At 45.3% G+C, this 13799-nt stretch carries 10 protein-coding genes; 3 read left to right on the top strand and 7 right to left on the bottom strand.

All coding sequences use genetic code 11. The features are described 5' to 3' along the window. Positions 1-868, bottom strand: an 868-nt coding sequence (locus ACOJTG_RS07615; protein WP_420153260.1) for a sensor histidine kinase, incomplete at its 3' end; no start/stop codon positions are given. Positions 869-1089: 221 nt separating this feature from the next. On the opposite strand from ACOJTG_RS07615, the gene ACOJTG_RS07610 reads away from it, so the two are divergent. Then, positions 1090-3507 (top strand): outer membrane beta-barrel protein, encoded by a 2418-nt coding sequence (locus ACOJTG_RS07610; RefSeq protein WP_420153259.1) that lies wholly within the window; start codon positions 1090-1092, stop codon positions 3505-3507. Between the two features lie 331 nt (positions 3508-3838). On the opposite strand, the gene ACOJTG_RS07605 is transcribed toward ACOJTG_RS07610, so the two are convergent. The 3 genes from ACOJTG_RS07605 to ACOJTG_RS07595 form a co-directional block, all read right to left on the bottom strand. Next, on the bottom strand, positions 3839-4282 hold the full coding sequence (locus ACOJTG_RS07605; protein WP_420153258.1) for a hypothetical protein: 444 nt from the start codon (positions 4280-4282) through the stop codon (positions 3839-3841). Between the two features lie 206 nt (positions 4283-4488). After that, positions 4489-5556, bottom strand: coding sequence for a sensor histidine kinase (locus tag ACOJTG_RS07600; RefSeq protein WP_420153257.1), 1068 nt, complete (start codon positions 5554-5556; stop codon positions 4489-4491). A gap of 110 nt (positions 5557-5666) precedes the next feature. Next, a complete protein-coding gene (locus tag ACOJTG_RS07595) occupies positions 5667-6770 on the bottom strand; it encodes a sensor histidine kinase (protein ID WP_420153256.1) in 1104 nt (367 codons plus the stop codon). A gap of 342 nt (positions 6771-7112) precedes the next feature. Between ACOJTG_RS07595 and ACOJTG_RS07590 the strand changes: the two genes are divergently transcribed. Together ACOJTG_RS07590 and ACOJTG_RS07585 are read left to right on the top strand one after the other, a co-directional pair. Beyond that, positions 7113-7607, top strand: a complete 495-nt coding sequence (locus ACOJTG_RS07590; protein ID WP_420153255.1) for a MarR family winged helix-turn-helix transcriptional regulator — start codon at positions 7113-7115, stop codon at positions 7605-7607. 434 nt (positions 7608-8041) lie between these two features. After that, on the top strand, positions 8042-8653 hold the full coding sequence (locus tag ACOJTG_RS07585) for a hypothetical protein (RefSeq protein ID WP_420153254.1): 612 nt from the start codon (positions 8042-8044) through the stop codon (positions 8651-8653). 79 nt (positions 8654-8732) lie between these two features. Here ACOJTG_RS07585 and ACOJTG_RS07580 read toward each other — a convergent pair whose 3' ends face one another. The 3 genes from ACOJTG_RS07580 to ACOJTG_RS07570 all read right to left on the bottom strand — a co-directional run. After that, positions 8733-9173, bottom strand: a complete 441-nt coding sequence (locus tag ACOJTG_RS07580) for a DUF2141 domain-containing protein (protein WP_420153253.1) — start codon at positions 9171-9173, stop codon at positions 8733-8735. A gap of 234 nt (positions 9174-9407) precedes the next feature. Further along, positions 9408-12383: a CBM35 domain-containing protein gene (locus ACOJTG_RS07575; protein ID WP_420153252.1), complete on the bottom strand. Its 2976-nt coding sequence runs from the start codon at positions 12381-12383 to the stop codon at positions 9408-9410. A gap of 4 nt (positions 12384-12387) precedes the next feature. After that, a partial coding sequence (locus ACOJTG_RS07570) for a glycosyl hydrolase family 95 catalytic domain-containing protein (protein WP_420153251.1) occupies positions 12388-13799 on the bottom strand: 1412 nt, incomplete at its 5' end.

The raw sequence follows: 13799 nt of genomic DNA, 5'->3' as shown, positions 1-13799 counted from the left end.
CGTACGAATTTCGAACGGAAAACAAAATGGAATCGGCCCAGCATTTCAGTTCGATTTCAATGGTAATCTTCGATTCAACCGTGTTTTTAGAATGTTTGAACGCATTTTCAACAAACACGATCAACAACATCGGGGCAATTTGCACGCTAGGATCATGAATGCTTTCCCACTGTACCCGCAAGTTAAGCCGATCTCCCAACCTGATTTTTTCAAAGGCAATGTAATTATCCAGATACGAAAGTTCATCGATCAGGGGCACCCATAGGGCTTTGGTTTCGTAGACGGAATAGCGTAAAAGATCCGAAAGTTTTAACAGCAGGGGTGGTACTTTCTCGTGATCGGTCAACGACAATCCGTATAGATTGTTAAGCGTATTGAATAAGAAGTGCGGACTTAACTGGGACTGTAACAGTTGCAACTCACTCTGACTTTGTTCCGCCGATACCTGAGCGTCCTTCAACTGTAAACTGATGGCTGTACGGATATGCTTGATAAACATACCTACCAGAATGCTTAAAGCCGTAAAGGGTGTGATGAAGATAACGAGATTCAGGAAAGAGGGTAAGGTATTGATAAGTAATAAAGCAATACAACAAAAGAGGATTAGAATAAGCAGAATAATTAATTGTCGATTGGGAATGCGGGTTTGGTTGACCGTCAAAAGCTGTGAAAAGGTGCGACCGAGGTAGATCCCCCCCACAAAATACACGCCCGCCAGCAGAGCAACCTGGTCTTCGTGCTTACCCGCCAGGACGCGTTCGAAATACGGTTCTAAAAGAAAATAGACCACGAAAACAGTCATAGCCGCAATCAATAGATGCAGTAGCCGACTCGTCTGAAAAAGGTTTATAGAGCTTGTTGCTTTCATTATACTTAAGTTTTGCCGAAAACTACGGGATCGAACATAGGCTTGAAAACTTTCCGGTTGAACAGGCTGCCTTTCCTTACCAATACTGTTTAAAAGCGGACGAATGGGTTTAACCCCTGAAATGCTCATTCTGTCCGTCTCCTTAGGCCCTCCGTCCGGATCATTAGGGCTACCGATCGAGTCACGGCACTTTCGCCGACGAAACAATTCTCTCGTCTGTTATGAAACTCTTACTGACCGTACTCGTCTTTTTGCCGCTGTTCGCCTGGGCTCAGGATTCCACCTATACCTTACAGGGCAGGATTCAGGATGAACAGGCTCGCCCCATTCCCGGAGCTACGATTCTACTTTTGAAAAACACGAAGGTACTGCAAGGGGTAGTTGCCGATAGTACCGGATTTTTTGAATTACATCGGCTAGCGAAGGAAACTTATCAGGTACAGGTGACCGCTTTGGGATACGAAAGCTATACCAGCCCATCCTTTTTCCTGAATCGCAGCCCCTGGAATCTTTCGGTTATCAAGCTTCAGCCTTCAAAAAATACCGACTTAAAGGAAGTAAAGATTACGGGTAAACGTCCGCTGATTGAGCACGATCTGGATAAAACAATTGTGAATGTCGAAAATCTGCTGAGTAGTGCAACCAGTCACGTGCTGGAAACGCTCGAAAAGGTACCGGGAATCACGGTGGATACGGATGGTACGATTCGCTTAAATGGGATGAGCAGTGTCACCGTACTCATGGACGGGAAACCGACGTATTTGTCCGGACGCGATCTGGCCGATTATCTACGGTCGTTACCTGCTTCGTCCCTCGACCGACTGGAACTGATGACGAATCCCTCCACTAAATACGATGCTGCCGGTAGTGCTTTGTTGAATATTAAACGCAAGAAAGAACGCTTGCAGGGCCTGAATGGTAGCCTGAGTACCAACTACAGTCAGGGTTGGGAAAGTCGAACGAATCAAAGTGTATCACTTCAGTATACCCAGCAAAAATTACGACTATCTGGGCTACTTTCTCATAGTAAGGATGGCAACCAAACCCGTGAACAAGTGGACCGAACCTTTACCAAGGCATCAGGCCAGTCAGAAGCTTTTGTCAATCTGATGAACCGCTCCTGGCTCAGCGGTCATAGCCTGACGGGTAAACTGGAAATCGAGTACGCATTTACGAAAAAAACTTCCCTCAGTCTGGAGCTGGATTATACGCACACCCCCAAACGGGAAGGGTTATCTTACCTCAGTAAGCGTTTTGCCCCAGAGCTTGACTCCACTGGACGCGGCTCGATTGATGCTCATTCGCAACGGAATAATCGTGGCCTCTCCCTGCACTTACAGCGGGAATTTGACCGTAAAGGGCAAGAATGGACCGTTGACCTTACGCACTGGTCGTATAGTAATCAAAGCACGCAGTTCCTGCTAAATCAAAGTTATGATCCCCATGAAGTGTTAGGAACTGACCAGCGATTTAGGTATGATCTTCCTTCCTCACTACTAATTAGTACGGCTAAAACGGACTTTACCCGTCCGTTCGCGAGCGGTGGTATGCTCGAAGCAGGTTTAAAGTGGAGTCACGTAACCAACGATCTTGATTCCCGGTACTATCAACGCGTAGACCGCGAGTTTATCCCCAATTACCGCCAGTCCAATCATTTCATTTATCAGGAATCGATTCGGTCGGCGTACGTTAATGCCCGTAAAAATGGAAAACGCTGGCAGGCCCAGGCAGGGCTTCGGCTCGAACAAACGGGGCTGAAGGGTGAGCAACGGGAAAACCCTGAAGTACCGGCCAGTAGCTTTTCCCGACAATACACGAATCTGTTTCCCAGCATTTTTCTAAGTTATAAACTCGATAGCACGGGTACGCGATCGCTAACGCTGAGTGCCAGTCGCCGGATCAACCGCCCGAATTATCAGCAGCTAAATCCATTTCTTTTTTATCTTGATAATTATAGCTATACGTCAGGAAACCCCCAGCTTTTACCAGCCTATCCCCAGCAATTCGAGCTTAAATATCAGCACAATACCATTTGGGGGCTGAGTTTTCAGTATAACCAGTTCCGTGATATCATTTTTCAAACAACTCAGGCCGTCGGAGATATTTTCATTACGCGTCCCGGAAACATTGCCAACGGCAGACTCCTTTCGCTTTCTGCTTACGCCTCCTATAATCCCTTTCCGATCTGGACATTCATGGCATCCGGCGGCTTCGTGCATCTGGCCATTTTACCGACTCAACTCTACGGGCAAGCCCTCGACGCACGGTTGCTAACGGGTCGTATCAACGTAACCAATCAGTTGAAGCTGGGTAAAACCTGGCGAGCGGAATGCACCATCAGTTACACGGGCCCCAGTATCAATGGTCAACGCAGGAGTCAATCCCAGTATCGAATCAACGCCGGAATTCAAAAGTCACTTTGGTCTAATAAAGCAAGTATCAATCTGATGGTGGAAGACTGGCTGCGAAGCTGGGTACAGCGTGAACAAACCGGCAGCCTCGGAGGGGCTACGGAGTTTCGGACCAGTCGAACCGACACGCGTCGAATAGGTTTGGCCTTTGCGTATCGTTTCGGCAAACAAACCCGTAATCGTTCCTATAGTGATGCTGCTCAGGAGGAAAAAGGACGGGTTAACTAAGCGAATGAACCTTGCGATCTTTCACGAGATTTCAGTATTCACTATTCCTACCAAGTCAGTCTTGTTCTACCCGATTCTCATCCATCCATCAGATTTAGTACTGAGTTCTTCTAAAGCATTGAAAACTAGCCCTCTAGCAATCTATTTTACATTTCTTGAATGGACGTCTAACAAATGTAAAATTTGTCGCTACTAGCTGGTTTTTAACCCGTGGAACACTTAAAAACCTCGAAAGACAATTTGTCAGGCCTTTTTAAGGCCCTTGAGAATTGAACAAAAAGATTTTTTCGGAATGGGTTCTAAAGGATTGAAATCTCAGAATGATGTAGAGTTAGGGTTGTCGGGTGTAGATGTAAGCCTGGGCATCTATTTCCCGCCCGTAGTCCAGGATAAGTTCCTCCTCACAGATATACATCCTGGATTTTCCCAGTTGTCGCAAGTACGAAGTTTCGACACTATCCGTAACCGACAATTGAAGGGGGCGACCCGCTAGAGAAACCTCATAAGTCATTCGGGGCGAAGTACGGCCTTGAGCAGTAACCCGACAGGTGTAGTTGGCAAAGAAATGAACTACCTGGTTAGGTATTGTATCGTGCTTTACAAATCCACCTTTAATGGTCTTTAGTCGCCACGTTCCTAGTAACCGACGAGAGCCTTCTTCCACGGAAGTCGCATACGATTGTGAAGCATCGCAATCCACTGGTCTAGGGGGAGAAGGTGTTTTTTTACAAGCAATCAGGTTTAGTACGAATCCGAATACAAGAAGATATTTCATAGCCATCGAGATTTACGGCTATGACCCCAATACTTAAATAAACGTTGGAAAAGCTAAATACAAGAGGTTAAGAATAGAAGTTTTGTATAATCTATGACATTCATACTTTCCTATAAAAATGAGTACTGCAAAAAAAGTAAGTATTCTATTTATCGATTCAACTATTCTTTTATTACATGAAGTAGATTATCTTGAGTATAGAGGCACTAGCAAAGTCTAGTGTCTCTATACTCAAGATAATCTATATCTATCAGTAAAGGTGCTTTGGCAATAAATTCATTTTCCTGTTGAATTACTATAATTGATTGATTCGCTAATAACTGGTACCGCTCCTGAATATTTTTCAATCCAATACCAGAAGCGGTCTGAGCATGATCTTCAAAATTTACTTTAGGCTGATGGTTATTTCTTACTACAATATATTGTTGTTCGTCAAAAATTTCAATCGATAGGGGTTTACTGGTAGACATACTGTTATGCTTGATCGCATTCTCTACCAAGGTTTGTAAAGTATAGGGAGGAACTTTAGCTTGTTTAGCTTGCGAACTAACATTAAATGATACTTGCAGGGAACCTTCAAACCGTTCCTGCAAAATATAAATATAGGACTCGACAAACTGTAATTCATCCTCTAATAAAATCAGACTTTCTTCTACACCTTCGGAAATTTGATAACTAACTACCTTGTTTAATTCTGCGATGTATCTTTTGGTCCAATCATCGGTATTACCTGAATCCAGTACATGTAAAGAATGATATAAAAAATGCGGTGTCATTTGCTGCTGTAATAGCAGGAGTTGATCGGCTAATTGTTCATTTTTTACTTTTTCTATATGAACTCTGGATAGCATCACCTCTCGCCGTTTCACATAAAAAAAAGCGAACGGAAAAAGCAAAGATACGATCATCAAACCCCGAATCGACAATCGTAGTAAAGCCCATGACAAGGAGTACTGCTCCAAGGGTTTAGCCGTGTACAACTCTCCAAATGAATGAAAGGCGTAGTGAAACCCAATGGAAATCAGTACACATGCTACGATACTAGCTGAGATTTTTTGCCAGCTTTGAGGAAGACTGGGCTCGTGAAGTATGTACAGAATGGCTACCCAACCTGAACAACACATCAAAAGCAGAAAAAACTGGGAAGCTAACAAATTGATCGGATCTTGCTGCCATTCATGCGGGAGACGTAAGGGAAGTACATAGGCATAAATCAAAATAAAGCAGAAAATAAACCCCGGTTTTATAAGTTCACGAACCGAACCATCTTTCATGTATTTGTTCTCTCTGAAGGAAGAAAACAGAACGTTTCCCATAACATTACTCATTAATGATACTCCTGTAAAATTTTGCTTTGAACTTTCAGTCTTTACCCCGCCTAGCATCAGCTTACGTCTTCTGGTACCAACGATTCGACGATCAGTGGGGCTTTAACGATAAAACTATTGTTGTGTCGAATAATTACCATTAAACGGTCTGTTAGTAATTGGTAGCGTTCTTGGATATTATTGAAGGCAACCTGAAAGGCCGTTTGCTGGATCGTATCTATATCCTGCCGGGGTTGATAATTATTCCTTACCACCAGACAATCCTGTTCGTCAAATACTTCAATGTACAAAGGTTTATCCATTGACATTAAATTGTAGTTTAGTGCATTTTCTACTAAGGTTTGTAACGTATAAGGTGGAAATTTAGATTGTTTACCCTGTTCACTCACTTGAATCGATACTTCCAAAGCCCCATCAAAACGTTCCTTTAAGAGGTAGATATACGATTCAACAAGCTGTAATTCCTGACTCACACTGATCAAATTATGTTTGTGGCTAGTATTATAGAGTTGATGGCGAATAATTTTACTCAATTCTACAATGTATTTTTTTGTCCACTTATCATGATTACCTGACTTTAATACATTCAGTGAATTGAATAAAAAGTGAGGAGTCATTTGCTGTTGTAATAACTTAATTTGATCGGTTAATTGTGCACTTTTTACGGCTTCAATCTGTAACCTTGAATCCATCAGTTCTTTTTGTTTGACGTAAAAGTAGGCTAGGGGATAAAAGAATAGACAAATGGCTAAGCCACGATTAAATAATCGAAACAAAGCCCAATAAAATGGATAAGTAGTTAAAGGTTTTAAAGGATAGTCTTCAGCTATGTAGTGAAATGAGTAATAGAAAAAAGCTGAAATTAAGCCACTACTTATAAAACTCAAGACGATTTTCTGCCATTGTTTCGGGATTTTGGGTTCGTGGAGAATGGCTATAATGGCTAACCATACTGAACTGCACATCACAGACAGAAAAAACTGCGAAAGAACTAAATTTACCGGATTCGTTTTCCATTGACCTTCCATGATACGTGCCGTCAAGATGTATCCATTGATCAACAGAAAAGAGAAAATCAGTCCGGGTTTGATGAGTTCACGAACAGAGCTATCTTTAAAGAACAAATTATTTTTTAGGTGAGAAAGAAGCGTATTATTCATTACTTCGAGCTGATAATATATAATGAAGTGTTAAAACCAAGATTCCAAGTAGCCTTCAACCAAGTTATTTACAAATTATAAAATGTACCCTTCTTAGACTTTCGTTACCTTTTCGGAATACACGAGGGTGGGAGAGTAACAATTCTCTAAGATTAAAACCCATGATCCATTCATTACTATTTAACATAAACACAATTATATAACATCATTTATAGTATTCTAGATCTCTTGACCTCTTATCCAAGAACGATTCTTTTAATAAATACTCAAGTACTAACCAGTAACCCCTGAGCAGAAAACGATAGTACATTCTATTAATTTTGACGAAACGAGTCAGCTTTTATGAAAAAGAATACCGAGGATATAATCGTTGCAAATATAGAATCGCAGTTAGGTAATTCGGTTGCCATTTCGTTTAATATGGTAAATATGCTTATGGTGAGACTACTGGACCGTGAGTATATCAGACGAGGATTTACTTTTCAGTTTGATCAAGTCCCCGTACTGGCCATTGTCCATTTGGCCGGCGATTCACTTTTATCACAGCAGGATATTGCTACGCTCATCAAACGGGATAAATCCAGTGTGCGACGTTCACTACAGGTACTAGAACGGGACGGTTACGTACAAACCCTAGCAGATGCTGTGGATAAACGCAAAAAACTCATCAGGCTCACTAATAAAGGCAAACTGGTTGTCGAAATGGCTTTTAGTACAGCCAACCGGTTTGACGATTTTTTGGCCAACGAATTGAGTTCAGATGAACTTGATCAGCTAAATCAAACGCTTAAAAAAATGCACGCTCTTTACGAACGCCAATTAGCTGAACAGGCATAAACATCACACTTTCCTTCGCTTTCCAATCTTTTAGTAGACCTATTCTCGAAATACTACTACTTATAGCTACCCATAGTCGATTTTTTGCAATTGGGGGATATATCTACTAATTGGAATACTATTTTTGCTGCTCCTTAGTATACATACTGTTTGAATCATTCTTTACGAAAATCAGGTACACTTTTAATAAGGTGTACAAGTCTTTTAGCCCCATGAAAACAGAGCGAAAGCACAGAGCGTCTTCCGTATCGCAGGCAGAACGATCTGGAAAACATATGACGAAGTCGGTTACCATTACCCGTTTTTGGGAAAGTGATCCATGGGCCGATTTTTTCTACCATTTGGCTTTCAGAAAACCGGTCCCGAAATAAAGCTTTAGTTTCGGTTCAATCTACCTGACATCCCGTGATTTATTTCATCAACTTATCAAATCCATGAAAACACGATCACTTCTCTACTGCACATTATTTAGCTTTTTTCTTTTGAATCTGAGCCAGAAATCCATTGCTCAAATAGCATTCACCATTCACGGTACTGGGGTTACTTCGACCCTCGACGATGCCAAGGTAAAACCCGGCGTAGGGGTAGCTGCGAAAATGTATTTCAGTCCTCGAGTGGCCCTGGGCGTCTCGGCGAAATACTTGGGATTGGCTTACGACGAACACCAGTCCCTGGGTGTTAACCTCCGAAACAAGGGATCTATCGTGCCCTTAACGGGTATGTTTGAATATTACCTGACGGATGGGTTCATTCGCCCCTATCTGGGACTGGAAGCCGGAGCCTATCTGAGAACGGTAAAGGTTGATTTTCAGGGAGAACAGGTGGCTAAACAGAAAGATACCCGTTTGGGAGCAGCTCCGAAGGCCGGCGTAGCCTTGTCTTTTGGTGGGATCGGCGTGTTTGCCGAAGGAAGTTATCATCTCCTGTTTGGCAACAAAAATGGTCGTACGACCATCGGTTCCGCCAACAATATCAACTGGCAAAACCCTAACCGACTCTGGGCGGTGAATGTGGGCTTGACCTTCGGTTTCCCACTAACGATTTAATAATTTCTTCTTTAATCAACGCGGCTAGGTGGTATATACCTCCTAGCCGCTTTTTTGTATCTCCTACTCTACTGAGGGTTCAAAAGTTTCGCATTTTACAGTCCAGGCTTACCGGAGCACCTTTTACCTCAAATTTGAAGTCATTGAACGTAGGCTTGCTCATACCCGAGAGGTAGAAGTTGGAAAACGCGACTCCCTCTTTGGGTATACCAAGCATGTTTTTATCCATTTTACCATTTTTATTGGCATCGTCGACTAAGGCTAGTCCGTACGTACCCGGTGCCAGATCTAGCGATACCTTTAAGGTTCCGTTTGTCAGCGAGGACTTGGCAAAGCGATGCCGCGAAACCGGCTTTTCATCTTTAAAACCCTGCTGGTCTTTAAACACCGCCACCAGAATCTGACCGTCGGTCGACTTCAGGTTTGTAATGGTAAGCTGTACTGTTTGAGCCTGAGTAGTGAGGAAACTGCTGGAGCCTACTACCAACAATGTTTTCAGCCAGAGAAGTGAATATTTCATAGGAACGATTAAGCTGGAATTATGTATGAATTAGAGTTAGCTACTGATTAGCTTAACTAATTACTTTGAGAATATGCTATAAAAACTAAACCAAGTTAGTCATCGGGTAGATATATCCCCTATTTATCCGCTAAATCGCTTCACTTAAGCAATACCCCTTAACAAAGCTTCTTTACAGAAATCGCCCATGAAAAGACTTTTGCTCTCTATCGGCGATTTCTGAATTTTGTGCAATTAGTTCCTAATCAATCGGGCTTGCCTTCGATTGCCCTCCGTATCTTCGAGTGAAAGCGTATATACTCCCACATTAAGTGGTGCGACATTTAGCTGGATGCTTTTGTCAGCAACCGACGTGTATTTTTTCACCAATACGGGCGTGCCATCGTTTTTTGTAATCTCCAGTCTGAGTTCACCCACAAACGTGCGGGGTATTTTGACCGTTAGCGGTCCATGCGTTGGATTAGGAAAAAGCGTCAGCGAATCCTGATCGGCAAAACGTACGGCAAGGGTTTTGGAGTAGGCAAAGGTTTGATTAAGATCCACCTGCTTGAGTCGGTAATAATTGGTTTGATTCAAGATCGGCGTAGTATCGGTAAATTGATAGGCGATGGATTTGGTCGAAGACCCAGCTCCAGCTACGGTGCCAATGGGCTTGAATGCTTTCGCATCAAGACTGCGTTCGATAATAAATTCCCGATTGTTGACCTCGGCCGTGGTTTTCCAGCTCAACCGAGTCGTACGGTTTACTTTCTTCGCCTCCACATTCACCAGTGTAACGGGTAAGGCAGACTCCCGTAATTGAATCAATCGAACATCTGCGGCTGGAACGTTTAGAGTTATACTACCCGCGGTGGTATTCGAGGGAAGATTGCTTCCGCTAAATAAATCTTTCATTTGATTGGCCTGCTGTGCATTTAACCCGACCCGAGCCAGATCAATGGTAAAGGATTTTGCCTCGGCACCGTAATTAAAAATAGCCAGGTAATGACTGTTTCCCACACTTTTAATAAACAAAGCATTGGGATCCCAGCCTGTATTACCTTCTACCGGACGAAACGCTTTTCCATCGGCAACGACCTGGAGTAAGTCCGGATTTTGCAAAAGCTCCTGCGAACGAGCTTTCCAAACGCCATCGCTGGCGTAATCATCACCGGTAATCAGTGTACCCGTTACCAAAGCCGAAGCCAGCCGAGCCCGATTCTCTCCTTCGCTTTCGTTGGCAAATACCACATGGTCCGCATCAATAAAGGGATAAATCTGGTTTTGCCACCAGCCGTAGGTGGTACTGTTTAACGTATAAGCCGTTTCGCTAATATCCTTATAAGCATCACAGGCAATGCGTCGCATATGAGCGTAACGTCCCGTCGCTAGATTCGGCGAAATCGCAGCGTAGACCAGCATGGAGCCATCCAGTTGATCAATCAGATACTCCATTCCAACCTTGTATGCCTGCATACCGGTATAAACGCCCGACTCGTGAAAGCTGTCGGCTTCCAGCGAAGCGTGAGCCAGAAAATCGATTTTAATCATTTCAAAACCACTGGCTTTGAACTTGTTAAGGAGATACGCAATCCGAGCTTTGGTACCCGGATGCGTCGGGTCCAGGGCATAAGCTCCGTCTAAATCCAGGGGCTGGCCATTGACTTTGGTCCAGCAATCCTGATAATTGTACGAACTGCCTTCCATGGTTCGGTTAAACTTCCCCCAATCCACAAACGGAGCCCAGTAGATGCCGGGTTTAAGGCCTTTGGACTTACAGTAATTCGCAAACTCCGTTAGCTGACTAAAGTCTCCCGTCATCCCCCCCGGCGTCAGATTGTCCCAGTACGAGTCCAGATCTACATACAGTGTTTGATCGGCATTTCGAAAGGCGGGTACTTCGTTGGCAAAAAAATCCACCACTTGTTTAGCCTTCGTCAAATTCAGATCTGACTGAATAGCCCCCCAGCTGTTCCAACCCAGGGGTGTCGCCTGCGTCCAGTTAAACACGTACCGGGGTTCGGCAATGGCGTTGGCCTGACCGTATACTTCCAAGCCCTGCCGCCAATCGTTGGCGTAGTTGACCAGGATACGGGGTGATCGGCAACTTTGCTGTCCTACACTCACCCAACCGTGTCCTCGTTTGTCGCGGGTTACATTTTCATTGGTCCAGCCCGCCAGTACGGATACGTAAGACGTCTGCGTTCGGCCCTCCCCGGCCAGATTGACCCCCGTTTTCCAAACTTCGTGTTCTACTGAGCCGACAATCAGACCTTTTCGGCTCGTATTATCGTACAGCGTTCCAACTTCTGAAGAGGTAAAATTAGCGTAGCGATGTTCCTTGGCTTCGTACCGTACCCATTTGTCATTGTCGAAGGGTACAAACAAGGCCCGGTGATCCGCATTCGCCTGTATATCCACGGCATTCGAAGTCAGCGGGCTCATCTGATAGCAGTTCGAACCCGGACCATTGAGTAGGACCTCCGTATAAAATTCATCCCTGCCGGGGTACGTATAAAATACCTGCTGCATCTCCAGCTGACTACCACCGCTCAACGTTATTACGTGTCGAGTTCCGGTACCGAATCGATCCGTGACGGGGGCTGAAGTGTAGGTACGGCTGGTGTATCCGGCATTACTTCGATATACCACATTGGAATGAGCCCGGGCCGAGGCCTCCGCCACTACTTTGGTATTGGTAAAATAAACGTCGTAGGTACCATTGGCCAGATCGTATTCAATCCAGCTGTTTGTACCGAATGGAATGGTTTGAACGAGCGGCGTCGGCAGCGGTGAAAGTTCAAACTTATCTACGTTAGGACCGTATCCGTAGGGATTATCGAACGTAATCAGGTTACTACCCGCCTGCAAAGTAACCCGGAGATCAATCGTAGCCACATTGGACCAGCCGCCGGAGGCCGGACAGGTAATGGGTACAAACGCTTGCTGATTTGCGGTAACATTGATGGTACGCTGATCGCCCGTAGCGTAGGAAAGCGTCATCCGGTAGGTTCCGGCATTCGTCACCTGAACGGGTACGGTCACTGATCCCGTTCCCAGATTGCCGACCATTTGCTGACCCGAGCAGGATTCACAATTCTGAATGCCTGCTCCACCGGCCAGGGTACCCGACTCCACTTCCACACTCTGTGAGAAGCAAGGAGCTGAAAACAGTCCAAGTCCCAGCCCCCAAAGGGCAAAGGACTGGCGTGCGATAAAAGTACGGATCATAGGTTTAGCGGTTTGAGGTTACTTGCTTTTTCTCACCATTCACCAGCACCGTTACGGTTTTAGGTTCGGGAGAAGTAATCCGGTAATCAGTTACGCGACCCTTTTCCCACCGGAAATCCACGGTGAAATTGCCCCGAGCTTTCAATCCTTTCACTTCACCGGAATCTTTCCAGGCGTCGGGCAGAGCTGGTAAAATGTGAATATACCCCCCGTGGCTTTGAATTAGCATTTCCGCGATCCCAGCCGTACCACCAAAGTTACCGTCGATCTGAAACGGTGGGCCTGCTGAAAGCAGATTGGGATAAACGCCACCCCCGGCTCCGTAGTTAATGTTCACGGCGGTCGTCGGTACGAGTAGTTCCTGCAGGAGCTTTAATGAGCGATTGCCATCCTGCAACCGAGCCCAGAACAGCAGCTTATACGCTTTCGACCAGCCAGGACTATCATCACCGCGTACCTCAAGGGTTTTTGCAGCGGCCGTAGCCAGTTCAGGCGTCTGTTCCGGCGTGATACAGTCGGCTGGATAGAGTCCGTACAAATGCGAAATGTGCCGATGTTGCGGATCCACTTCCTGGTAGGGCTGTAACCATTCCATTAATCGGCCATCCTTCCCCACCATACCGGGCGGCGGTAATTCGTTCAGGCTTTGCTGTAGTATTTTTCGAAAAGTCTCATCTATACCTAACTGCTCGCTGGCCGTAATGACATTCGAGAATAGCTCACGGGTCATCTGATTGTTGATGGTGGGTCCCATGCAAATGGCGGCAGTTTTGCCGTTGGGCAGGCAAAAAGAATTTTCCGGTGATACGGAAGGAGCCGTAACCAACCAGCCCGTCGCCGGGTCCTTAATTAAGGAACTTTGATAAAATTCAGCGGCTCCTTTCAGTACGGGATAGATTTCCCGCAAATACTTTTGATCGAGCGTAAAGGCGTAATGTTCCCACAAATTGTTGCACAGCCAGCCCGAACCCGCGTTACACACGCCCCAGGAAGCCTCCTCGCCCGGCTCGGTAAATCCCCAGACGTTGGTAATAACGTGAGCCACCCAGCCCTTGGCGTTGTAATAGGCTTTTGCGGTTTTTTCTCCCGGTTCTACGAGTCCTTTAACCAGCTCGGCCAGGGGCAGGTTTAGTTCCGACAGATTAGCCACCTCCACCGGCCAGTGGTTCATTTGCACGTTGACATCCAGGTGATAATCGCCATTCCAGGGGGTCTGAATCTGGTTGGCCCACAAGCCCTGCAGGTTAGGCGGCAACAGCCCCACCCGCGTACTACTGATGCTGAGGTAACGTCCGAATTGAAAGAACAGAGCGGCCAGAGCCTTATCCGAAGCCGGGTCTTTCTGAAAGGCCAGCAGCCGTTGGTCCGTCGGCAGGGACTCCACTTTGGAATCGCCTAAACGTAGGAAAGTACGGT

Source organism: Siphonobacter sp., assembly GCF_048595215.1.
Taxonomy (GTDB): Bacteria; Bacteroidota; Bacteroidia; order Cytophagales; family Spirosomataceae; genus Siphonobacter.
The sequence above is the reverse complement of the archived record's forward strand: the minus strand, read 5'-3'. Positions and strand labels throughout refer to the sequence as shown.